Origin of the sequence: Micromonospora sp. ATCC 39149 (genome assembly GCF_000158815.1) — a bacterium.
In the GTDB taxonomy this organism is placed as follows: domain Bacteria; phylum Actinomycetota; class Actinomycetes; order Mycobacteriales; family Micromonosporaceae; genus Micromonospora.
Window position 1 is genome coordinate 3,177,627 of record NZ_GG657738.1, and the last position, 22,323, is coordinate 3,199,949.

The window sequence follows — 22,323 nt, forward strand, 5'->3', positions numbered from 1 at the left end:
CTGCACGACACCATCCACCAACGCCGCGCCGTCAGGTCTGCCGCCCGTCCGGCGAATGTTCGGGTGCGGGGCGGGTACTCGACGGCGATCTTGGGGCCGGCGGAAGAAGGGGTGCGTGACGCCCCGGTCATCCGCGTGGCAGGAGAGGAGCAAGGGTGCGTCCGGAGCGAGTACGTCTGCTGTGGCTGCTCGTGCTGACGGTGGCACCGGTGGCGGCTGTGGCGGGCGTACTGGCGGCGTACGATTTCAGCTCGGTGTTCGGCATGGCGCCCCAGGTCAGCGCGATCTCGCCGTATGCGACGTTCTTCGACATGCGCTGGGTGCTGGTGTATCACAACTCCTGGGCGATGTACGCCGTCCTGCTGGCAGGTGTCATCGTGCTCCGCGGGCTGTTCTCCGCCGTGCTGATCGGTCTCGCCTGGCCGGCGGAGCGTCCACGGCCGTCGTTTCGCCAACTGTCCCGCCGTAACCTGCTCTACTCGATAGTCGCCCACCTGGTTCTCCTGCCGTGGGCGGCGATGGCCGTGATCGCCGCAGACGTGTCGCTGGCGTGGTTCCAGGTCATGGAGCTGGCGCCGCTGTTGATCCTGGCACCGTGGCTGCAGCGGGGCGGTATCGTGCCGCGCTGGTGGTGCGGCCTGCCGTCGGCCGATCTGATCGGCTGGTCACTGCTCAACTTCCTGACCCTCACGCTGGGCGCCGTGCTCGTCTGGTCCGTTCCGGACGTGTGGACCGTGCCGGCGGCCGCCGTGACCGGCGTGGCCAACGGCCTGCTGTGGCAGCGCAAGGTGCGGGCTGCGGTGCTGCCCGAACGGGTGCGCTGGAGCAGGGTGCCGGTAGTCCCGTTGGTCATCGCCATGGTCCTGGCCCCGCTGTTCTTCTTCGACGAGGTGGAGGCGGGGGGTGCCCGTGGTGCGGAACGAGCGACCGCGCCTATCGGCCGCCTGCCGGAGGTCGGGGACATCCAACAGACGGTGATCTTCCTCAGTGGTTACGACTCCGACTACCGCGGCGATCCGGAGAAGGCCGAACCACCCGTGATCCGCTTCTCGTACCGGGGCACCGACGGGCATGGCCGGCCGCTGCCCTACTCGCCGGCCGACACGCACCAGTCCATACCCACCAGTGCACATGTGCTCGCCAAGCAGGTGGAGCGGTTGCACAACCGTACCGGTCGGAAGGTGGCGCTGGTCGGAGAGAGCGAGGGAGCTCTGATCGCCCGCTACTACCTGGAGCGCCTGCGCCACCCGGCGGTCGACTCGGCGGTCATGCTCAGCCACGTCCTGCGCGCCGGCCGGGTCTACTACCCACCGCCGCAGGCCGACACGGGCTGGGGTGTCGCGACGGGCTGGCAGCTGCGGGCCATGTTCGCGCTGATCGGCGTCGGGGCGACGCTACGAGACGATCCCGAGGAGCCGTTCATCCGTTCGCTGCTCGACGAGGCGCCGTTCTACCGCAACGAAATGCTCTGCCCGGTGCGAGGCGTACGGCTGATCGCGATTCTGCCGTTGAGCGACGCCATCGCGGTCCCAGCGGAGCTCAACGCGCAGATTCCCGTGGTCGAGGTGGTCGGCTGGCACGGTCAGCTACTCAAACAGCCACGTGTGCTGGCCACCGTGGCCGACCACGTCACCGGCAAACCGGTTCCCGACCAGACCCGCTGGGACTACTCGATTGTCGAACGGGCCGCCGGGGCGTGGCAGGCACCACCCCTGCCGTTGGCGCTCAACCCGGCGTGGCACGCCGAGGACCAGCCCGACCGGGCGTTGCGCCAGCAAGCCTGCCCGCCAACCTGAGCGCGCCGCAACGACTGGCCGTCGACTTGCCAGCCCGTCGGCAGCGCAGCGGTTCTGCTAGCTGGGTCGGACCAACGCCTTGATCGCCTGCCGGTTGTCCATCGCCCGGTAGGCATGGGCAACGGTCAGCGCAAGGTCCAAGGCGGGCTGGCCACCGACGCATTCCACGACCGCGGCAGCGCCGCCACCGGTCCAGTCGACGACTGTTGCGGCGGTCTGCGCTTCAGCGGCGTAGAGAACGTCGGTAGCGCCGAAGGTCCTGGCCAGGCGCAGACGATCAGCTACGGCGCCCGCCTGGACATGTCCAAACTCGGCCTGCCGCTACAGGCTCGCGTCTCACTTCGCCCACGTCACCGTGCGGTACGCAGCAGCGCTCAACGGGCTCGACGCCCTGCTGCTCTCCCCCGGCGCCGACCTGCGCTACCTGACCGGCTACGACGCCAAACCGCTGGAGCGGCTGACCTGCCTGGTCCTCCCCGTCGAAGGCTCCCCGTTCCTCCTGGTGCCGGCGCTGGAGCAGCCCGCGGCCCAGGCATCCCCGGCCGGCCGCCTCGGCATAGGAATCACAGGCTGGAACGAGACCGACGACCCCTACGCCATCGTCGCGGCCCGGCTGCCGGCGTGGACGGCCCGCGTCGGCGTCGACAACCACATGTGGGCGGAGAAGACCGCCGCCTTCCACGCCGCTCTGCCGGGCGCCAGGCAGGAACTGGCCGGAAGCGTGCTGAACGAGCTACGGATGCGCAAGACCCCACAGGAGGCCGCCGCCCTGCGCCGGGCCGGTGCGGCCATCGACCGGGTGCACACCCGCATGGCGAGTGGCTACGGGCAGGACGCACCGAACGGGAGGTCGGCCGGGACATCGCCGGCCGCGATCACCGCCGAGGGGCATGCCCGGGTCGACGTCGTGATCGTCGGAGTCCGCCGCACCGACTGCGACCTGGTCGTACTCCCCTGACACCGGCGCTGATGCGGCGGTAGATCTCATGGTCACTGCTGGTCAGTGGACGAGCGCCATAGGCGGTCGGTTCCCAAGCCGCTGCGCGCCTGGGTCGGCTCGCTGGTACGGGTGGTCAAAGGCTCTGGGTCGAGGGCCAGACGCCTCGACGGTAGGCGCTCGGGGTGAAGCCCAATCGGTCGCGGAACTCGCGGGTCAGGTGGGCGTGGTCGGCGTACCCGAGTTCCGTGGCGATCTGCGCGAGGGAGGCGTCCGGCTCCAAGCGGACTCGCTGCGCGGCCTCTTGGAGGCGTCGACGCCGAATCATCTCGACCGGAGCGAGCCCGACGTACCGGTTGGCCAGCCGCTGCAGCGTGCGGGGGGAGATGTGCAGGCGGGTGGCTGCGTCGTGAAGGGTTCGCACGTCGGCCGCGCTGTCCATCAGCTCGGCCATGGCGTTGGCCAGCCGGCCTTCGCCGGAGACGGGAAGAGCCCGTTCCGCCAGCCATTCGCTGAGGGTCTCGACCGCTTCGCGGTGGCGCCTGTCCGGCTCGGCGATCCGCATGGCCTTGACAACCGCGGAGTGCAGCTGCGGCTCGTCGAGGAGAAGTTCGGAGTCCCGAAGGTCGGCGGGCGGGTCGACGAACGCAGGCACCGCGGCTGGGCGCAGCAGCGCACCGACGGCCCAGCCGCGTCCGGTCAGGTCGCGATACGACAGCCGCGTGGTGGGTCCGGTGAGGCTGACTTGCTCGGGCTGGACCACGAGGTTGCAGGCCGGGTACGCGACCAGGTACTGACGCGAGGTGCGGCCCGCAGCGATGTCCCACTCCGGGATCCAGAACCACCGGACCAGATCTTCGAGCGGCGCCGGCGGGGGCACCCGGCGGAACGAGGGCAGCCGGGCCGGGTAGAGGACTCCATGGGTCTCGGCGCTCATCTGGCGAGCCTACGGTCAGGATGGCGCGAATCTCCAAGCACCGCGGCGGCCGGCGCTCATAGCATCGTACGCATGAATGGTCAATACACCACCAACGGCGTGCCGCACGGTTTCACGAGCCTTACCCCGTTCCTGGCGATCCCGAACGCGGCCCAGGCCGTCGCTTTCTACCAGGAGGTCTTCGGCGCCCGCGTCGTCGATGTGACCGAGATGGGCGGCGTTGTCGTCCATGCCGACCTCGACTTCGGCCAGGGACACCTGCAACTCGGCGAGCCCACCCCGGCTTACCACCTCGTCGCGGCGCCGGCCGGCGACGATGACTGCTACTCGATGGGCCTGTACTGCGCCGACGCCGACGACCTGGTCGCCCGGGCCGAGAAGGCCGGCGCGACCGTGCGCGAGCCCCTCGCGACGTTCGCCTCGGGCGACCGGTTCGCCTCGATCCGCGATCCGTTCGGTGTCCGCTGGACAATCATGACAAGGGTCGAGGACCTGTCCCCCGAGGAAAGCGCCCAGCGGGTTGCCGAGTGGGCCGCCGAGCAGAGCTGACCGCTGGTCACTGAGGTCTGCCGGCAGGTCAGGCGGAAAAGTGGGGCCGTCAGCGTCGCGGGTGAAGACGACGTGGTTGCAGGACTGGTGGCGATCCACAGGCCGGAGGCCGCCCGTGCGCCGCCCGCCGGGAGCAGTTCGTTGGTCACCACCTCGCTCACCGCCACCACCAACTCCTCCACGTCGTCGGGCGCGAACGGGTCGACCCGCCGTACCGCGTGGCGCGCCCTCGCCGGCGTCGGGTCGACCAGCGACACCAGCGGCCGGTCCGGACTGGGTCGTCCGGCGCGAAGGTCACCCCGCCAGCCCTCGCATGAGAGAGTGTTGATCGTGGCCGATCATGATGAGGAAGTGCTGGAAAAGATCCGGCGAGGGCTTCTCTACACGGAGTCGGAAGCATCCTTCCGGGACTCCCAACGCCGCACCGATCTGATTTTCGAGTACAACCAGACACGGCCGAGCGATGCCGCACGACGCCGGTCTCTCCTGGAGGCGACCCTCGGGTCGGTCGGCGAGCGCACTGTGCTCCTGTCGCCGTTCCACGCGGGATTCGGCAGCAACGTGCACATCGGCGACGACTTCTTCGGCAACGTCAACCTGACGTTCGTCGACGACGTGGAGATCCGGATCGGCGACGGCGTCATGATCGCGCCAGGCGTCACGCTGACCACGACCGGGCACCCGGTCCACCCGGACCTGCGGGTGGACTTCCGGCGGTTCTCCGAACCCATCGTGATCGAGGACAAGGTCTGGATCGGCAGCAACGCCGTCGTGCTTCCCGGCGTTCGCATCGGGTACGGCGCCGTCATCGGCGCGGGCAGCGTCGTCACTCACGACATCCCGGCCATGACCGTCGCCGTTGGAGTACCCTGCCGAGTCGTCCGACGCATCACAGAAGACGACCTCCACACCCGCGCAGCAGCCCCTACCGAGGAGCCACGAACGCACGCGTAGCTCCGCTCCACCGCGCCCGATGCACCTACCCGGCAACGGCCGGCTCGTCAGGGCTCGCGGCAAATCCGTGCATCGGATCTTGGACGGGGGTGCTTGGGTAAACGCCAGTCGGGAATCCCAGCCAAACGGGCCGTTGCCGCGCGCCCTTGCGGTGACCGGCGGAACCGTTCGTGAGGTTGCACCGGTCACCGCTTGCTCAATTGGGTGGCGACAGGTCGTGGAGGGGGACGGCGATGTAGGACTCGCAGCCTTCCGGTGACGAGATTTCGACGCGGGTTCCGTCGGCGTTCGCGTCGGCGAAGAAGGTGTCGTGGGTGTCGATGATGAGCTGGAGTTGGTGGCCTCGTCGTAGGACGTAGTGGGCGGGCTGCATGGGGAACGTAACCGTGCATGGCTGGCCGGGTGGTGTGTTCTCGAGGGTGTAGGGCGCGTTGGTGATGATGGCGGCATCGCCGACGATCGGGTCGTAGTCGAACAGGTAGGCAACGATGAGGCAGGAGGTGGCCTGGGATGTGACAGTCAGCCGTATCTCCAGTTCGCCCTGCACCCGCTTGGCCGCTTCCAGTGGCTCGGTGTTCCAGACCAGTGCATGCTGGCGGGCGATGACGTCGGTCTTGTAGATCCAGGGATTACCGAGGCGTTCCCGAAGCCCGGTTTGGACCAGTTTTTCGGCGACGAAGGCTTCCGTGTCGAACCCGGGCGTCGTTTCGATGCTGCGAGTCCAGCCTGGTAGCGGTTTTCCAGCAATGATCTTCCCGTCACGGCCACCTTCGTCGGCGCTGCTCAGATAGTAGCGTTCTTGCGGCAGCGCGTACGTGTCCCAGCTGTCGTGGTGAATGTCGGACAACAGATTGTGCATGTATTCGGAGCGGACACCGAATCGCGGTTCCAGGCCGTCGCCTGCAGTGCCGCCAAGAAAGTGGTCCATCCATCGATAGGTCATCTCGGTCGGTTTGGACGGCAATCCCAGCAGCCCTGGCAATTCTCCGTTTCCGTGGTCACCGATCTGCACGAGTAGCGATTTTGGGGTTTGCAGGCTGCGGTAGAAGTCGGTGACCGCCGGCACCGAGAAGATTGTTTCGTGCCAGTAGGTTGTCATCAGCACGGGCAGCTCGGCGGAATTGAATCTGGCGAGATGGGTACTGGGCGACCTGAGGCGTGCGAATTCCTTCACCTCGTCGTCGATCTGATTGTTTCGGATCTTGGCGATGACTTCTCTGAACTCGGCGGAGCACCGGTCCTCGTTGAATAGTAGAACGAGTTGTTCGAATGCTTTGATGTGCCTGGTGTTGTTCTCGTAGAGCGACAGCAGGAGGTCTGCCCACGCGCTGGCGCCGGCCACTGCTTTGACCCGGCTATCGTGTGCGGCGGTCAGGAAGCTGGTTCCAGCGCCGTAGGACGCTCCGAAAAGCCCGATCCGATCGGGGTCGGCTGCTTCCACGTTGTCCACCACCCAGGTGATGATTTCTGTTCCGTCGGCCCAGTCCTGCGGGCCGGCGACCTGAATCTCCCCGGACGATCCAGCCAGCCCTCGCTGGCTGTAGGCCAACGAGACGTAGTTGCCGCGCGCCCAGCGCCAGAACATGCCGACGTAGGAGTCGCGACCCAGCGGGCTCAGCGGCGCCGGCATGATCACGACCGGGATCTTCTGTCCCGGCGCCAGCCGCCGTGGGACACTCAGCGCTGCGTCTATCTTCGTCCCGTCGGCCAGGAGAATAGGAAATTCCTGGTAGCTGGCGGTCTCTGCGAAGCTCTCATACCGTTCAGCCAACTCCCACTGGGCGAGGCGACCGATGTGACGCATGGTGGGATCGAGCATGGCCTGCCGGATGGCGTCGGTGAGGGCCTGCTGTTCGGGCGACGGATGAAAAGGCTTGTCATCGAAGCCACTAGACACTTGCCACTCCCTGCGACTGGTGTTTTTGCAGCGGTCGGCGGGTGGCCTTCCGACCGCCCGCAGTTGTTTTGATCATCGAACGTGTCGGTGCGCCCCCGAACGCGATCGGCGCATCGTCATGCCAATTCCAAGCTAGGCGCGCCGCCGCTGGCGCAAGACCACTGAATTGAATTTTCGCGCGACCTCGGACAGGACAGCCTCCTTCGAGATCTGCGGCGGCAGGTCTTGCTTGACTCGCTGGGAAAGTCGCGTTTGACAACCAAGATATTAGATATCGTCACGCTATCAGCACTTAGCACGATGCCGACGTCCATGAAATTCTGGTTACCGGCTCCTTGCGGGGTCATCGATACGGGCGGCGCAGGCTCCAGGGTGACCACGGCTACGCAGCTGCCTGTACCGTGCCAAAACCTGCCGGACCGGGACCTTCCTGTTCGCTCTGACCCGGCAGCCGCCCTCGACGATCCGGGTCCACCGGCTCGTCACCCCAGCACCCCTAATGGGAGGTGTCGGGGCGGCCGGGAGGCAGCACAGCGCCGCGTTCGACGAGGTCACCGCCGCCGAAGGCATCACAATGGTCAAGACCCCGCCACCGAGTCCGCGCTGGACCGGGCGTGGCAGCTATCAGGCGTCATTCGTTCCGGTGCAGTAAGGGGCTGGCGGGTCGGATCGGGGCGGCGTGTACGGAGCTGAGCCGGACGCGCTCGCCGGAGCACGACTGCGTGGTGCTCGAACTGGTGCTCGTTGCCATCGTGCTCGGCGAGCCATCCGTCGAACTGTGAGCTCGACTGCGCGCGCCCGGCCCCCTGAAAACAGATAGTGGCAAGGAGGAGAGCTCCTTGCCACTATTAACATATACCGCACCCCCGGGCTTGCGGCAAGGCCCCGGTCGTGGCGCACAATCGTCGGCCGAGCGTAAGAATCGGCAGACCAGGGGGAATGCGTGTTCGATGTGATCATCGTCGGCGGCGGGCCGACCGGCATGATGCTGGCGAGCGAATTGCGTCTGCGGGGCGTCAACGTGCTCGTGCTGGAGAAGGAGGTCGAGCTGCCGCCGTTCGTGCGGTCGCTCGGGCTGCACGTGCGCAGTATCGAGGTGATGGATCAGCGGGGGCTGTTGGAGCGGTTCCTCGAGAACGGCAAGCAGTACGCGATCCATCCCGGCGGCGTCCGAGGCTTCTTCGCGGGCATCGAAAAGCCTGCTCCCACCGGGCTGGACACCGCTCACGGCTACGTGCTCGGCATTCCGCAGACGCTCACCGACCGGCTGCTCGCCGAGCACGCGGCCGAAGTCGGAGCCGAGATCCGGCGCGGCTGTGCAGTGGTCGGGCTGGGGCAGGACGACGACGGCGTGACCGTCCACCTCGGAAATGGAACTGCAAAGCCGTTGCGGGCGCGGTTTGTCGTGGGCTGCGACGGCGGGCGCAGCACGGTTCGCAAACTGCTCGGGGTCGGATTTCCCGGCGAGCCGTCGAAAAACGACACCCTGCTGGGCGAGATGGAGGTGACGGCGTCGCCGGACGACATCACCGAAGTGATGACCGAGGTGCGCAAGACCGAGAAGCGGTTCGGAATCGGGCCGTCGGGCAAGCCGGGGGTGTTCCGGGCGGTCGTGCCGGCGGAGGGCGTGGTCGAAGACCGTTCGGTGCCGCCGACGCTCGAGGAGTTCAAGCAGCAGCTGCGCAAGTACGCCGGTACCGACTTCGGTGTGCACTCCCCCCGCTGGCTGTCGCGCTTCGGCGACGCGACCCGCCAGGCCGAGCGCTACCGGGTTGGACGGGTCTTTCTGGCCGGGGACGCCGCACACGTCCACCCGCCGATGGGCGGGCAGGGGCTCAATCTCGGGATCCAGGACTCGTTCAACCTAGGTTGGAAGCTGGCTGCGGCCATCAACGGCTGGGCGCCGGACGACCTGCTGGACAGCTACGAGTCCGAGCGGCATCCGGTGGCCGCCGACGTGCTGAACAACACCCGCGCACAGATGCACCTGACGGCCAACGAGCCCGGGCCGCAGGCGGTTCGGCGGTTGTTGGCGCAACTGATGGACTTCAACGACGTCAACCGGTTCCTGATCGAGAAGATCACGGCGATCAGCATCCGGTACGACTTCGGTGAGGGCCACGCCCTGCTCGGGCGACGGCTGCGCGACGTCCAGCTGAAGCATGGGCGCCTGTTCGAGCTGTTACGTACCGGCAGCGGGCTGCTGCTCGACCAGACGGGGCGGCTTTCGGTGGACCGCTGGGCCGACCGGGTCGACCATGTCGCCGACACCAGCGAGGAGCTGGACGTGCCGGCGGTACTGCTTCGGCCGGACGGGCACGTCGCGTGGGTCGGCGAGAATCAGCAGACGCTCGAGGTCGCGCTGTCCAAGTGGTTCGGTGCCGCAGGAGCTCCTACGGCCGGGTGAGGGACGCTTCGCGGACTGCATGTGGAAGGTCGTCCCGCCCAGGTGACCCGGGAACGCCCTCGGGGCACCGGTGCGAACGCGTCGCAACGCACTGGCCGCACTGCTACGCACCGTCGATCCGGACGCATCCGCTCCGAGGCCGCGTTCGCCGCCCTGGCCGGCGCCTCACCACTACCAGCCTCATCGGGCAACCCGACCCGGCACCGACTCAACCGCGGCGGCGACCAACGCCTCAACCGAGCCTCCACACAGTCACGCTGGTCCGCATGGGCCACGACCCCCGCACCCGGGTCGGCGGCAAATCCGCGTCAGTCTGCTGGATCTGGCGGCCATGGGCCTAGCGTGGGCAGCTTGCCTGACGCCGTGCGTATTTCTCGGTCGGTGGCCCGGCCGGCCATCCACGCCGCCAGGTCGTGTGCGGCTCCGCTGACTTCGACCGGCGCACCTGCTCCGATAACTTTGGTCTGGTCTATGTCGTCGGCTCGGAGGATCAATAGGATCCCGGCTGGGACGCGGGCGGCCAGGAAGTCGAGTACGTGCAGCGCGAAGGCGGCTGGCCAATGCCGGGGGGTGTAGCCAAGATCCAGGTCGACGGCATGGATTTCTGCCTCCCGCCAGCGGGCCAACGCCGTGTCCAGCACGGTAGCGTTGCGGAACCGGACCGGTCGGAGCCAGTCTGGGGCAGAGAGCCTGCTCCAGGTGTCCTGCAAGGCTTGCTGCGCATCGCGCAGCTGCTCGCGCAACTCCGCCCCGGTGCGGGACGCTCCCTGTTCGATGGACCGGTCGCGGCTTGCCTGACCGCCGTCGTACATGTCGACCAGCTCCCCGCGTAGGGCATGGCGAGCTTGCCGTTCGAAGGCCCACGCGTTGTCCGCCAGGTGCGTCAACACATGTGCCCGCGTCCATCCGGGCAGCGACGAGTCCGCACGCAACTGCCCCTCGTCAAGGCCATCAGCTAAGCGAATGATCGCAGCGTGCGTCTGGGCGACCGAGGACAAGAGCTCGTGCGGTGGAACCCGCCAGTCGATCATGAGTTCAGCCTACGCCGGCGCCGGAGTCATACAGGGCCATCTAGCGGCCCTCCGTGGCCATCCGGATCCCCAGTCCGACCAGCACCGTGCCGCTGATCGCGTCGAGCCGCCGTCGGACCGTCGACCGCCGGAACCACCCGCTCGCGCGACCCACCAATGCCGCAAGCGTCAGATACAACACGATCTCGATGATTACCTGAAGAACGGCCAGCGCCGCGGTCGTGGCGAACAGCGGCCGATCGGCGGGCACGAACTGCGGATAAAAGGCGATCATGAAGGCGGCGGCCTTCGGGTTCGCGAGCATTACCACCGCGCCCTCGCCGAATGCCTTCGCCCACCCCTTCGCCGTGGTAACCGGCGGCTCACCCGCTGGCTCCGCCGCCGCTCCGCGGTTGCGCCACGCCGAGCGCCATGCCTTGATCCCGAGGTACAGCAGGAAGCCCGCGCCGACCACCCGCAGCACCGTATAAGCAATCTCTGAGGCCGCGACCAGCGCCGCCAGGCCCGCGGCCGCGAACAACGCCCACAGGTACAGGCCGGCCTCAAGCCCCAACACCGTGGGCACGGCACCGCCGAACCCACGCACGGCGGCTCGGCGCAGGATCAGCGCCATCGCGGGGCCGGGCGAGGCGGAGATGAGGATCACCGCGACCACGAACGCGGGTATCGAGGCAACAAGATCCATGACCGGATCATCCCGGCCGCAGTCGATCGGCTCAACCATGTTTGCTGCCAGGCATGGGTCACGCACATGCCGCATGCTGCCGCCCCGAGTTAGACGGCGGCGGACGTACGCGGTGAAGAAGCGCTCTGCCGTTCCGCCGCTTGCCGGTTAACAGGGGAGGCAACGATCAGGTGCGGCCGGCTGGTGCGGAATGCCGGAGGGCCGGTGGTCGAGAAGCTGAACTGCCGGGCCTTCCGGAGCCACCGTCAGGCGAGCAGATCGATGATGATCTGGTCCGGAGTCGTCGCGCGTTGATACAGCGCCCAGGTCAGCGCGAGGTCTTGCCAAGGGAGTCCGACGGGCGCGTATACCGTGACCGTTTCCTCGGAGTCGCGGGCGAGGAGCGTGCCTTGGACAACCTCAGCGAGGGTCCCGACAGCGGCGCCGGCGTCGAGGCCGGCATTGCCCAGCGCACCGGAGTGGGCGGCGAGGGCGAGGTCATCAACGACGACGCGCGCCGTGCGCAGCAGATCGGCGGACAGTTCGATCTTGCCGGGCTCGTCCGCGCCGAGCGTCGTCAGGTGTTGTCCGGGCCGCACGCCGGACGCGTGAAGCAGAGGTTGGCGGGACCAGGTGGCGAGAACGACGACATCGGCGTCGGCCGCCACGTCAGCGGCGCTGGCTACGACGTGGCGGGTCAGTGCAGCTGCGCGTGTCCGGTCCAGGTCGCAGGCGACGACCCTGCGCCATTTGCGCAGGTGTCGCAGACCTGTCAGGGTTCTGCCGGCCTGCGCGCCGGCACCGACGAATCCGAGTGTGTCAGCGCCGGATGCGGCGAGCAGGTGGGTGCCCAGCGCGGCGGCCAGCCCGGTACGCCACGACGTGATGGAGGAAGAGTCGGCTAAGGCGAGCAACTCTCCGGACTGCAGGTCGTGCAGGCACACCACGCCGCGCAACGCCGGTGTGGCGCCGGGAAACTTGGCATTCGTCTTCACGGTGTACGCCGGTACACCCGGCAGAAGGCCCGGCATGAGGCAGGTCGCGGTGCCCGGGCCGGGAAGATCGGTACGGATACGCAGCGGCGGCTGGTGGGCGGCCGGTGCGCGGAATCCCTCGCGCAGAATCTCCAGCACCTGCCCTGCATCCACAAGGTTGTCAACACGCGAGCGCGTCAGGACGACAGTCACTGCGGCATTATCTCAACCGCCAAGCCTTCCTGGCCCGCTGATTAATCCGCCTCTCCACAGCGTTCGAGGACCGTCGGTTTTGCGGGTGCCGCCGGTGTCCAGCAGTCGAGCTCGGGCGGCCAGGGTGGCCGGGACGTCGACGACGTGCTCCCCGGTGGCCGCCAGCAGTTGCGCGATGCCACTGCCCGGGCCCGGCCAGCGACGGCACCCTCCTGATGAGCCAGCCCGAAGCGGCAGAGGGTACGCGAGTCAATGCAGACCGGCGCCCTGACGCTACGGCGGCAGACCCCAGCGCCTGACCCAGTACACCAGTCAGGAGTTGCTCGGCTCGAAGTAGCGTTGCCCTCCCGGCTCGACAACCCAGATGGGTCGAGCATCGAAAGGACGCGTGGACCCGCCAGAGCTGCGCCCTCTGATCTCCGAGGTGCTCCGCATCGCCCGCGCTCACCCCGACAACACCCATCGTCCCCCGGATCCGGAGCGATGCCTGACCGTGTCGGATCCGCCCGCTCGTCGACGGGTGCGTCGGCCGTCCACGCTGGGCCTGTCGCGACGTCACGTAGCGACCGGATCGCGTCATGTGAGTACGCGGAAGCGAAGCTTTCGGGGTAGGCCGATATCCTGACGCCGGTTCACCAGAAAGACCGGGCAGAATGCTTTCCATGCGGGATAGGCCAGCCGGTTTGGACGAGGACGAGCTGGTGGCAGCGCTCCTCGAAGGCTGGGCCATTCAGGTGGGGTCCGCCGAGTACCTACCGGTGGGCGCGGGCAGCTACCACTGGTCTGTCATCGACCAGAACGGCACCGTCTGGTTCGTCAAGGTCGATGACCTCAGCGGAGGCGGAGCCTTACTCCAGGACGCCTTCAACAACCTGCACCGGTCTTTCACGACCGCGTTGGCCCTGCATCGTGATGCGGGGCTCGAATTCGTCGTCACGCCGATTCCCGCCATGGACGGCGCAGTGTTACGCCGGCTCAATCCGAGGTATGCCCTGTCGGTGTTCCCCTTGGTCGACGGCGCCGCCGGAGACTTCGGGCCGCACCGGTGCGAGGACCTGGTGGAGATAGTGGGCCTGCTTGCCGACTTGCATCGGGCCACTCCGGTGGTCGGGCACCTCGCTCCGCGAGCCGGCCTCCGGCTTCCCGGCCGGAAGCGGCTGCACGAGGCGCTGAACGATCTGGACCATCCGTGGACGGGTGGGCCGCACGCCGAGCCGGCCCGCAAGCTGCTGGTCCGACACCACGCGCGGGTTCGGCGATGGCTGGCGGACTTCGACAGGCTTGTCGACGTCGTTCACGGGACGAAGCCGGGCTGGGTCATCACCCACGGCGAACCCCATCCGGGCAACGTCATACGGACCTCCGCTGGTATGCGGCTCATCGACTGGACAACCGTGCAGATCGCCCCGCCGGAACGCGACCTGTGGATGCTGACCACAGCATTCACCAGCATGATCGGTGCTGACTCAGCCGGTGTGGACGACGAGGTTTCGGCCAGATATACCGACGCGGCGGGCCGTCGCGTCACGCCAGCCGGTATCGCCCTTTACCGGCGGTGGTGGGCGCTCGCCGATGTCGCGGCCTTCACCGACGACCTCCGTAGACCTCACGGCGACGGCGAAGACGCCGCTGCGGCGCTGACCTACCTCACCGGATACCTCGAAACCGCCACGGATTGAACGGCGGAACACCGAGCGGTGGTTACCTATGCAGCTCCGTCCGAGTCCTGCACGTTCGCTACGAGTGCCAGCTCGTTGCGATGAACGAGCAACTCGGCGTTCAGACCGTCTGGTTGCCGTCCCGTCCACAGCTGGCCGCCACTACCCGGTCGACGTCGCCTGGCTGGAGGCGCTGATCTGGCCGGAACACCACCACCGGGACCGGCTGCGCGCCGCAGCCATCGCCGCAGCGGATCCACCGACGCCGAACCGCGGTGATCTCGTGGACGACTTGCCGAGCCCGGCGGCTCAGGCGCCGGCCGACGCGACGCCGGTCGTGTCTCACACCTCCGTGCTGTGTCAGGTACCGACCGCGCGCCGCACGCTGTTCGTCAACCTGGTGCGCGGGCTACCCGGACATCGGATCGATGTCGAGGCCCCGGACGTCCTGTCGTGCGAGGGATTGCCACCGGCACCGGACGAGACGTTGCACGGCACTGTCGGACGCAGGACACTCGGGCAGACGACACCCCGGACGATGGCTCGCGCGCATGAGGAAGACTGGCGGGCATGGCTGACTTGGGCGATGCGAAGGATGCGCTGCACCACTACCTCCGGGCGACTCGTGAAGACCTGATCTGGAAGCTCGACGGGCTGAGCGAACGCGAAGCCAGACTGCCCCGCACCGCGACCGGCAACAACCTGCTGGGAGTCCTTAAGCATTGCCTCAATGTCGAAGCCGGCTACTTCGGGCCCACCTTCGGTCGCGAATTCCCGACGCCTGAGGAACTGGTCCCCATGCAGGCGTTCGAGGAAGACCCGCAGGCAGACTGGTACGCGCGGGATGAGGAGACGAAGGATGGGCTGATCGACCTGTATCGCCGTGTCGGGGTGTTCGCGGATCAGACGATCGAACAGCTACCGCTCGACGCGCCAGGGCAGGTGCCGTGGTGGCAGCCAGGTAGACGGGCCGTGACGCTGCAAAGGATCATCATCCACGTGACTTGCGACCTCGCTCGTCACGCCGGTCACGCCGACATCATGCGCGAGCAGCACGACACGGCGATCGGCCTGCGGCGGGAGAGCAGCAACATCCCTCACGACTATGACTGGCCGGCCTACGTCACCAAGCTGACGAACCTGGCTGACCGCTTCGGATAGCCGCTCGGTCCCGTGGGCACAGTCGGTGAGTTCAGCATCCGTCTGGGTCCATGTCCGGTTCTCTGCGTAGCCAGTAGATTCAGTGCCTGCCGCTCATCGCCTGACGTGCTTGCCGAGAACTGGCCGGACGCTGGCGGCGGAAACAGGGTGGGCTCAGGTGCCCGAGACGCCTCGGCGCGGCGTTGTCGGCCGAACCAGGGACGGGCACCTCAACCCCGCTAACTTTCGTAGAGCGTGCATCCTCGGCATCCGGATCCCGGCCGTCTCGGCAAGCAATTTGGGTGACGCGTATAAGCTGACCGCGTGGTGACGCTTCTCGAAATCACCGACGAGAATCGTGCGGCGGTTGTTGCGCTGCGCGTGGCGCCCGGGCAGGAGCCGTTCGTCGGGTCGGTGCGCGACGCGCTGGCCGACGCTGCGCAGTACCCGCACGCGAAGCCGTGGTACCGGGCGATCTACGCCGGCGATGAGCCGGTGGGGTTCGTGATGCTGAGCTGGAACGTGTCGCCGCAACCCCCGGACATCATCGGGCCCTGGTTTCTGTGGAAGCTCATTATCGACCATCGGTACCAGGGCCGCGGCTACGGCACCGAGACCGTTCGGCAGGTCACGGCGCTCGTCCGGGCCGAAGGCGCGACGCAGTTGCTGACGAGCTACGTACCGGAAGACGGCGGACCGGCCGGGTTCTACCGGCGGCTCGGGTTCGTGCCGACCGGCGAGTTGGACCGCAGCGGCGAGGTAATCGTGCGGCTCGTGCTTTCCGAGGTGTAGATCGTAGCCGGCCTCGTCGGGGTAGCCATTCGATCTCGCGGCTGAGATCCCCTGCGACGGAGCGGTGACGGTCACCCCCGCACAAGTAGTGCCTGTCGTTGGAGCACGGAGAAAACCGGCACGCCACCGGGTCCCGTGTGGACACGTTCAAGGACTTCGTCATTGTCGTCTGCGCGCTTGTGGTCGGGTACTTCGTGATCTCACGGCTGATACCGATGCGCCGGCACCGGTTGGTCGCCGCCGGCGCCCCAATGCCAATGGCATCCCCGACGCCTATCAAGGACCTCGCCGCCCAGATCCGCGACCTCACCGCCGCTCAGTAGCGCCCGAGCGCTACGCATTCATGCCATGTCAGGGCTGACCAGTCCTGTCTGATAGGCGATGACAACGAGTTGCGCGCGGTCGCGGGCACCTAGTTTCGCCATCGCGTGGCTGACGTGGGTGCGTGCCGTGGCCGGGCTGAGAAACAACTCGGCACCGATCTCGTTGTTGCTGAGGCCGCGCCCCACCAGGGTCAGCACCTCGCGCTCGCGCTGGGTCAGCACCGCGAGCCGGCTTTCCGCAGCCTGGGTAGCTGTTCGTTGGGCGGTGAACTGGCCGATCAGGCGTCGGGTGATCCGTGGGGCGAGCAACGCGTCTCCGGCGGCGACCACCCGGATGGCGTGCAGGAGTTCGGCCGGTCCGGCGTCTTTGAGCAGGAAGCCGCTGACGCCGGCTTGTAGTGCCTCGAAGACGTACTCGTCGGTGTCGTAGGTGGTGAGGATGAGGACTCGGACCTGCTCCAACCCGTGCGTCTCGGCGATCTGGGCGGTGGCTTGAATCCCGTCCAGCTTTGGCATGCGGATGTCCATGAGGACGACGTCAGGGCGGGTGGCGCGGGCCCGCTCGACGGCTTCGGCGCCGTTGGTGGCTTCTCCCACGACCGTGATGCCGTCCTCGAGGTCGAGCAGGACCTTGAACCCGGACCTTACGAGACCCTCATCGTCGGCGAGCAGCACTTTGATGGGAGCGTCGGTTGACGGTGACTCGGCCGCGGTGTTCATAGGCGCGACCCGGTCGGTACGAGGGGCAGCCGTGCCGTGACTTCGAACCCTCCACTCGGGGTCGGTTGGGCCTCGAGTTCTCCGCCCAGCAGTTGACAGCGCTCGCGCATTCCGAGGATCCCGTGGCCGGGCTTGGCCGAACCGCCAGTGCTGAGCGGACGCTGGGCCGGTAGGCGCCGGTCCGCGAGGTCATCCCCTGGGCCGGCACGGCGGCCCTCATCTGTCACGCGGATCTCCAAGACGCCGATCCCTGGGTTGAGCGCTACCGTCACCCGAGTCGGGCCGACGTGGCGGATCACGTTGGTGATCGATTCCTGCAGGATTCGGTAGGCGGCACTTCCCACTGCGCTCGGCAGCGGCGCCGCTGGCAAGGTCTGCTCGATATTGATGTCGAGTCCGGCATCGCGCGCCTTGTCGGTGAGTTCGTCGATCTGCTCGAGCCCTGGGTACGGCACGCGCCCGTTGTTGTCGTCACGGAGTACCCCGAGGATGGTTCGCATCTCTCGCAGCGCCCGGGAACTGGTCTGCTCGATGGCTTGCAGCGCCTCGCGTGCCATTTCCGGCCTCTTGTCGAGCACGTGCGCGGTGACCCCGGACTGCACGTTGATGATTGCTATGGCGTGCGCGACGGTATCGTGGACCTCGCGCGCGATCCGGAGCCGTTCGGCGTCGACCCGCGCCCGCGCCTCTTCCTCGCGAGTCCGTTCGGCCAGTTCCGCGCGCTCCTGAGCTTCGGCTGCGATGACCCGTCGAGATCGGACGGACTCGCCAAGGGCTGCGCTCATGACCGACGCGCCGATGCGGAAGAACACCCAGCCGATAGCGGCGCGTGGCTCGACGTCGGCCGCGGCGACCAGCCACTCGACGGCGAGCACCGTGATACCCGCACCGGCGATCACCAATGACCGACGCCCGTCACCGTAGGCCGTGAGGGTGTACAGGGCCACGAAGAGCCCGAGCCAGCCGTACCCGTCCGGAAACTCGAGGCCGTAGTACACCAAGCTGGCGAGCGCGGCGGTGACGAACACCGAAACCGGCCACAAGCGGCGGACCGTCACGACCAGGCCACCCACCACCAGCAGTGCGAATCCGAGGTACCCGAAGTCGGTGAGCGAACGCTGTTCTGTCCCCCTGGCGGCGGCGAGCATGAGCGTGCTCTGCACCTGCATCACGGTGATGAAGAGCGCGAGCACCACGTCCTGCGCCAGCACAGGCAGGCGAAACGGCATCGCGCGGCGTTCCATGCCGCGATCCTACGGTTCTCGCACCGGAAGGCGTTCCACGCAGACGCGCGACCTACTACGCCGATCGGCGTAGCGAGACAGCAGCCGTCTACGCCCAATCGCGTAGACGAAGCCGTCCGCTGTCGGAGGCCCCGGCGGTCTCGCCGGCGCGATGATCTCGGCCATGACGGTCCGTGAGGAGTACGAGCAAACCCGATGCACCCGCACGGCCGTTGCCCGAGGGCGGACGCGGACCGCCACGGTCATCACGGCCGCCGCCATCACGAGCCTCACGAAAAGGAGAAGGCACATGAATTCATCAAGAGCCTCGGCGCCAGTCCGACGGGTGCTTACCGTGGCCGCAGCCGTCCTGGTCGGAGGCATCGTGCTCGCCCTACTGCTGGGCGGGACCGGGATCGGCGGACCAGCCGCCGCAAACGGACCGGCGGCGGCCATCGATGCCTACAAACTGACCACCGGCCGACTCGTGTCCATGGTGGGCGCACTGGCGGCGCTGGCCGGCGCGGTCATCGGCGGGCTGGCTCTGACCCGTCCCAGCAGTCGTACCGGCACCAGCAATGGGCGACTCGGAGCCATCATCGCCGTGGTGGCGGGGCTGATCGGCTTGGCCCTCGGCGGATACGTGGTCGCCGCCGCCAAAGGTGGTCCCGGCACCGGCTACGGAATAGTCGGTGGCGTCGTAGCCCTGGTGGTGGGGCTGATCAGCCTGGGGCTCGGCGGGCTGGCCATAGCCCGCTCCCACCGCACCCGCTGACCAACTGACCGGGCGCTTCGGACCTGTCCCGGCCGGTTCTTCGTCCCCGCCCCTGATCGGGAAGCCTCTCAGCCGCTGGGACACATCCTGCTGCCCGTCATCACAACGGCTGGGCGGCATGCTGCCGGCGCGGACCTGGTGACCTACCGCCAGCGCTGCGGTGAACGGCGCGCCGAGGCCGTGCTGCGAACCTGTTCGAAGTGTCAGTTCGACTTCCGCAGCCTGGCCGGCGGCGAGCGGGGCTGGCAGCCCAGGGCGGGGGTGTCCGCATTTGGTCCGGGGCCGCAGGCAGCCGCCGCCCGCCCGTCGCGCACCCGGCGGGTTACCGGCCGGATCCGGAGGCGGAGCAGTGGCCACGGCCGCTGGGCTTTCGGCCCTGAGCCGGACCAGAGCGGGTAACGGGGGCGGGAGCCTCGAAGGAACTCCCGCCCCCGGCCTCAGGAGCAGTTCTTGCCCCTGTTGATGCAGGCGGCGATACGTTGCATGGTCTGGGCGGAGTTGACGTTGATGAAGTCGTTGTGGTCGGAGAAGGGGTTGTGGTTCTCCTCGGGGAAGGAATCAAGGGCGTACTGGCCCCTGACCTGCACGTCGCGGTCGATGTCGTAGGCCACGGTGATCCGCAGTTGCGGAATCGCGAGGAAGCCCTGCGGGCACGCGCCGGTGGCCTTGTCGGCGAAGGCGACGTGGGTGCGGTGGTTGTCGCTGTCGATGTTCCTGCCGTCCCAGCAGCCGGGGAAGTCGTGCACGCGCTGCACCTGGCTACCGGCGGGGCAGATCGGGTACCTGTCGGAGAGCCGGTCGGTGAAGCCCGAGCACGTCCAGGTGGCGCGGGCGTTGGCCGGGCCCCGGCTGGTGGGTTTGGCGTCGCCGGTGAGAGCCCGGAGGAACTTAGGCATCGGCACCACCTTGCTGACGGGGTTGCCCCGGTACTCGATCAGCACCTGTGCCGGGCGGACGATGCCGCCGGTGTTGCCGGGCAGTTCAAGGTTGGGCCCCTGCGGCTCGGGTAGGGCGGCGGCACTGCTGGGTGCGCTGCTCGGTGCCGCCGGGGTGCCGGGGGCCTGGTCCACCGTGCAGGTGGCGAGCGTCTCCAGACCCTGCGGGCGGGGGGCCTGCCGACCGATCGCGATGGCGATCCGGTCGAGCACGGCGACCCGCTTGGCGCGCAGCGGTCCGAGGATGGCGTTGTCGACGAAGGTCGGGCCGCCTTGGCCGCGGGTGGTGACGAGGCGTTCGTTGGCCTCGGAGATCTGCCGGTCGAGATCGTCGAGGTTGCGGTTCACCTCGGCAAGGGCTTGGTCGGGTACGCCGGGCAGCTTGTCCCGCACGGTGGGGCACTGAATCCGAGGATTCGCGACCTGGGCTGCCTTTACGCCCGCGCGATGGGTGGCACCGTGTATCCGGGCGTGCATGCCGTCGTAGCTGACGTCACAGTCGACCAGCGAAACCAGGCCGGGCTGGTTGCCACCAGCGACGGTGATCATGGTGCTGATCTCCTTGATCGTCGCGGCGCGGCGCGCGCGCAGCGAGTCGAGGACCTCCTTGTTGAGCGCGGCGTCGATGCGGCCATGGCTGGCGGTCATCCGCTGGTTCGCGGCGACTTGTTGGCGGTCCAGCTCGGTCAGCAGGCGATCGATGGTGCTGCGGACTCCGGCGGGGACGGCACGCAGCCGTTGACCGACCGAGGGGCAGACGACCATCGGCTGGGTCTGGGCGAGGGCCTGCTGGACCTGGTTGCCGCCGCGGACGGTCTTGTCGATGCGCACCACCGGCCAGAAGTACGACGACTTGTCACCGTTGCGGCAGGTGGTGCCGGAGGCGTCCAGATCGGCGTTGGAGGAGTTCGCGGTGATGGCCAGGTTGCCGACGAAGTCGTGGACGTGTTCGGCGCCGTTGCGGATGCCGGGCTGGGCCACCGGGTTGTCGGGGCTGAACTTGCCGTTGCCGTTCGTGCCGCAGTCGACGGTGAACCGGCCCCTCGACGCGGCTGCGGCCAGCTTTGGGTTCTGCACGTTCGGCCGCACGTTCTGGATGGGCACGTACTGGTCGAGGCTGGTTGCGGCGTCCGCGGTGCCCTTGCCGCCACTGGAAACGAAGGTGACGGTGAGCGCGCCGGTGGCCACCAGCACGGCCGCGGCCATGGCGAGCCTGGCCAGCCGCGACTGCACCAGCGGGTTCCTTCTGCGGTCCATGGGATCTCCTCAAGCCTGGAAGCCGGCTCCGGTGATGTGCTGACGTCACCCGGTACGGGCCTTCGGGCGGTGGACGGTCAATCTTCGGCGGGCACGTCACCGTTCGGTAAGAAGTCGCGGGCGTACGGGGCGACGTCGCGGGCAGGCAGGGCGAACCGGCCGGCCCGCGACGGCTGAGCAGCGGTGGAGCCGTTGGGCGAGAGGTTGCTGCGGTGCGGCCTACCAGGTCGTCAGGAGCAGGTGATTGATCGTGAGGGCCACACCCGCCTGCACGGCGAGCCACCGGCGGCGGTCGGCGGGTGGGATCAGGGCCGCTCCGGCCATGAGCCATGCGGTGAAGGGCAGCCAGATGCGTTCGACCTCGGCCTTGCTGTAGCCGGACAGGTCCGCGGCGACGATCGCCGCCGTGGCGGCGAGGGTCGGCAGCCAGGTGGCGTAGTCCGCGCGTGCCGGTGGAGCGGATACCGCCCGCCACCCGGCCACCACCGCGCGGCGAAGGATCACAGCCGCCACAGGGCCGGCGGCGACGACCACGAGCGCGAGGTCCGCCCAGACCCAGTAGCCGTACGCGCGGTCGGCGGCGATGCCCTGGTAGTAGCGCTCGATGACGAGGCGATAGCCGGCAGGCCAGGAGAAACCGGCGGCCGTGAATGCGGCCACGACCGCCGCCGCCCCGGCGAACGCCCAGCCCACGGTGCGCCGGCGCCGGTCGGCCAGCACGACGACCACCAGAGCGATCGGTGCCATCAGGACGAGCCCGTAGGAGAGGTAGCAGCCGAAGGCCAGCAGGGCACCGCCGGTGGCGCTGGCTGCGGCACGGCCCCGGGTGATGCCGAGCGCCAGCAGGGCGATTCCGGTGGCGGTCACACCCGCGAACAACCCGTCGGCCGACACCCCCGACCAGATCGCCCCGGGGAACAGCACCGTGAACGGCAGTACGGCACGGGCCGCCTCGCCGGTGCCGAGCAGCCGTACGGTGTGTGGCACGGCGACGGCGACGAGCGCTGCGGCCAGGATGCACAGCACACCGGCCCAGCCGCCGCCGCTCAGCCCGGTCCGGTCGAGCCAGACGAAGACGACCAGTGCCCCCGGCGGATGACCGGACACGTGGGTGGTCCAGGAATCCGGTTGGAAGTCGAGG

The 22,323-nt window shown here is 68.1% G+C and carries 18 protein-coding genes and 4 pseudogenes; 12 read left to right on the top strand and 10 right to left on the bottom strand.

Features of this window, described 5'->3' with window-relative positions; translation table 11 throughout:
- Positions 1-155 precede the first annotated feature (155 nt).
- The gene (locus tag MCAG_RS13410; protein ID WP_007073515.1) at positions 156-1,796 is read left to right on the top strand and encodes a triacylglycerol lipase; all 1,641 of its coding nucleotides are present in this window, start codon (positions 156-158) and stop codon (positions 1,794-1,796) included.
- Positions 1,797-1,853: 57 nt separating this feature from the next.
- Here MCAG_RS13410 and MCAG_RS36220 read toward each other — a convergent pair whose 3' ends face one another.
- Complete coding sequence (locus MCAG_RS36220) at positions 1,854-2,069, bottom strand: zinc-binding dehydrogenase (RefSeq protein WP_083802263.1); 216 nt, start codon at positions 2,067-2,069, stop codon at positions 1,854-1,856.
- 82 nt (positions 2,070-2,151) lie between these two features.
- Between MCAG_RS36220 and MCAG_RS13415 the strand changes: the two are divergent.
- Positions 2,152-2,712 (top strand): annotated as a pseudogene (locus MCAG_RS13415) (aminopeptidase P family N-terminal domain-containing protein); the annotation flags it as partial.
- Between the two features lie 157 nt (positions 2,713-2,869).
- Here the strand turns inward: MCAG_RS13415 and MCAG_RS13420 are convergent.
- On the bottom strand, positions 2,870-3,670 hold the full coding sequence (locus MCAG_RS13420; protein WP_007073517.1) for a helix-turn-helix domain-containing protein: 801 nt from the start codon (positions 3,668-3,670) through the stop codon (positions 2,870-2,872).
- Positions 3,671-3,742: 72 nt separating this feature from the next.
- Between MCAG_RS13420 and MCAG_RS13425 the strand changes: the two genes are divergently transcribed.
- Positions 3,743-4,219, top strand: a complete 477-nt coding sequence (locus MCAG_RS13425) for a glyoxalase/bleomycin resistance/extradiol dioxygenase family protein (RefSeq protein WP_007073518.1) — start codon at positions 3,743-3,745, stop codon at positions 4,217-4,219.
- A 321-nt stretch (positions 4,220-4,540) separates the two neighbouring features.
- The gene (locus MCAG_RS13430) at positions 4,541-5,173 is read left to right on the top strand and encodes a sugar O-acetyltransferase (protein ID WP_007073519.1); all 633 of its coding nucleotides are present in this window, start codon (positions 4,541-4,543) and stop codon (positions 5,171-5,173) included.
- Positions 5,174-5,369: 196 nt separating this feature from the next.
- Here MCAG_RS13430 and MCAG_RS13435 read toward each other — a convergent pair whose 3' ends face one another.
- Positions 5,370-7,070, bottom strand: a complete 1,701-nt coding sequence (locus MCAG_RS13435) for a CocE/NonD family hydrolase (RefSeq protein WP_007073520.1) — start codon at positions 7,068-7,070, stop codon at positions 5,370-5,372.
- A gap of 943 nt (positions 7,071-8,013) precedes the next feature.
- On the opposite strand from MCAG_RS13435, the gene rox reads away from it, so the two are divergent.
- Positions 8,014-9,477 carry a rifampin monooxygenase gene (gene rox / locus MCAG_RS13440; protein WP_007073521.1) on the top strand — a complete coding sequence of 488 codons (1,464 nt, stop codon included), beginning with the start codon at positions 8,014-8,016 and terminating at the stop codon, positions 9,475-9,477.
- A 120-nt stretch (positions 9,478-9,597) separates the two neighbouring features.
- A pseudogene (locus MCAG_RS30690) lies at positions 9,598-9,767 on the top strand (transposase); the annotation flags it as partial.
- An 18-nt stretch (positions 9,768-9,785) separates the two neighbouring features.
- On the opposite strand, the gene MCAG_RS13445 reads toward MCAG_RS30690, so the two are convergent.
- From MCAG_RS13445 to MCAG_RS13455, 3 genes are all read right to left on the bottom strand, one after another.
- Positions 9,786-10,508 (bottom strand): maleylpyruvate isomerase family mycothiol-dependent enzyme, encoded by a 723-nt coding sequence (locus MCAG_RS13445; protein WP_007073522.1) that lies wholly within the window; start codon positions 10,506-10,508, stop codon positions 9,786-9,788.
- 40 nt (positions 10,509-10,548) lie between these two features.
- Entirely contained in the window at positions 10,549-11,193 is a 645-nt protein-coding gene (locus MCAG_RS13450; RefSeq protein WP_036373335.1) for a LysE family translocator, read from the bottom strand.
- Positions 11,194-11,438: 245 nt separating this feature from the next.
- Positions 11,439-12,359 carry an ornithine cyclodeaminase family protein gene (locus MCAG_RS13455; RefSeq protein ID WP_083802264.1) on the bottom strand — a complete coding sequence of 307 codons (921 nt, stop codon included), beginning with the start codon at positions 12,357-12,359 and terminating at the stop codon, positions 11,439-11,441.
- A gap of 758 nt (positions 12,360-13,117) precedes the next feature.
- Between MCAG_RS13455 and MCAG_RS13460 the strand changes: the two genes are divergently transcribed.
- From MCAG_RS13460 to MCAG_RS13475, 5 genes and pseudogenes are all read left to right on the top strand, one after another.
- Positions 13,118-14,038: a phosphotransferase gene (locus MCAG_RS13460; protein WP_036377083.1), complete on the top strand. Its 921-nt coding sequence runs from the start codon at positions 13,118-13,120 to the stop codon at positions 14,036-14,038.
- Positions 14,039-14,189: 151 nt separating this feature from the next.
- A pseudogene (locus tag MCAG_RS34715) lies at positions 14,190-14,510 on the top strand (DUF2332 family protein); the annotation flags it as partial.
- Positions 14,511-14,587: 77 nt separating this feature from the next.
- Positions 14,588-15,178 (top strand): DinB family protein, encoded by a 591-nt coding sequence (locus tag MCAG_RS13465; RefSeq protein ID WP_007073527.1) that lies wholly within the window; start codon positions 14,588-14,590, stop codon positions 15,176-15,178.
- A 303-nt stretch (positions 15,179-15,481) separates the two neighbouring features.
- Positions 15,482-15,949 carry an N-acetyltransferase gene (locus MCAG_RS13470; RefSeq protein ID WP_007073528.1) on the top strand — a complete coding sequence of 156 codons (468 nt, stop codon included), beginning with the start codon at positions 15,482-15,484 and terminating at the stop codon, positions 15,947-15,949.
- Positions 15,950-16,086: 137 nt separating this feature from the next.
- A complete protein-coding gene (locus tag MCAG_RS13475) occupies positions 16,087-16,272 on the top strand; it encodes a hypothetical protein (RefSeq protein WP_036373336.1) in 186 nt (61 codons plus the stop codon).
- A gap of 18 nt (positions 16,273-16,290) precedes the next feature.
- Here the strand turns inward: MCAG_RS13475 and MCAG_RS13480 are convergent, their stop codons facing one another.
- Complete coding sequence (locus MCAG_RS13480; RefSeq protein ID WP_007073530.1) at positions 16,291-16,992, bottom strand: response regulator transcription factor; 702 nt, start codon at positions 16,990-16,992, stop codon at positions 16,291-16,293.
- Positions 16,989-18,236, bottom strand: a complete 1,248-nt coding sequence (locus MCAG_RS13485; protein WP_007073531.1) for a sensor histidine kinase — start codon at positions 18,234-18,236, stop codon at positions 16,989-16,991. The genes MCAG_RS13480 and MCAG_RS13485 overlap by 4 nt, the downstream gene beginning before the upstream one ends.
- A gap of 334 nt (positions 18,237-18,570) precedes the next feature.
- On the opposite strand from MCAG_RS13485, the gene MCAG_RS13490 reads away from it, so the two are divergent.
- Positions 18,571-18,990 carry a DUF6223 family protein gene (locus tag MCAG_RS13490; RefSeq protein ID WP_232290153.1) on the top strand — a complete coding sequence of 140 codons (420 nt, stop codon included), beginning with the start codon at positions 18,571-18,573 and terminating at the stop codon, positions 18,988-18,990.
- A gap of 437 nt (positions 18,991-19,427) precedes the next feature.
- On the opposite strand, the gene MCAG_RS13495 is transcribed toward MCAG_RS13490, so the two are convergent.
- Together MCAG_RS13495 and MCAG_RS13500 are read right to left on the bottom strand one after the other, a co-directional pair.
- On the bottom strand, positions 19,428-21,182 hold the full coding sequence (locus MCAG_RS13495) for a DUF1996 domain-containing protein (protein WP_007073534.1): 1,755 nt from the start codon (positions 21,180-21,182) through the stop codon (positions 19,428-19,430).
- A gap of 219 nt (positions 21,183-21,401) precedes the next feature.
- Positions 21,402-22,323, bottom strand: a pseudogene (locus MCAG_RS13500) (hypothetical protein); the annotation flags it as partial.

What these genes read in the sequence shown, in the direction of transcription:
- MCAG_RS13495 (WP_007073534.1), bottom strand. Translation starts at nt 21,182, where the DNA reads ATGGACCGCAGAAGGAACCCGCTGGTGCAGTCGCGGCTGGCCAGGCTC.
- MCAG_RS13425 (WP_007073518.1), top strand. Translation starts at nt 3,743, where the DNA reads ATGAATGGTCAATACACCACCAACGGCGTGCCGCACGGTTTCACGAGC.
- MCAG_RS13420 (WP_007073517.1), bottom strand. Translation starts at nt 3,670, where the DNA reads ATGAGCGCCGAGACCCATGGAGTCCTCTACCCGGCCCGGCTGCCCTCG.
- MCAG_RS13450 (WP_036373335.1), bottom strand. Translation starts at nt 11,193, where the DNA reads ATGGATCTTGTTGCCTCGATACCCGCGTTCGTGGTCGCGGTGATCCTC.
- MCAG_RS13480 (WP_007073530.1), bottom strand. Translation starts at nt 16,992, where the DNA reads ATGAACACCGCGGCCGAGTCACCGTCAACCGACGCTCCCATCAAAGTG.
- MCAG_RS13465 (WP_007073527.1), top strand. Translation starts at nt 14,588, where the DNA reads ATGGCTGACTTGGGCGATGCGAAGGATGCGCTGCACCACTACCTCCGG.
- MCAG_RS13445 (WP_007073522.1), bottom strand. Translation starts at nt 10,508, where the DNA reads ATGATCGACTGGCGGGTTCCACCGCACGAGCTCTTGTCCTCGGTCGCC.
- MCAG_RS13485 (WP_007073531.1), bottom strand. Translation starts at nt 18,236, where the DNA reads ATGGAACGCCGCGCGATGCCGTTTCGCCTGCCTGTGCTGGCGCAGGAC.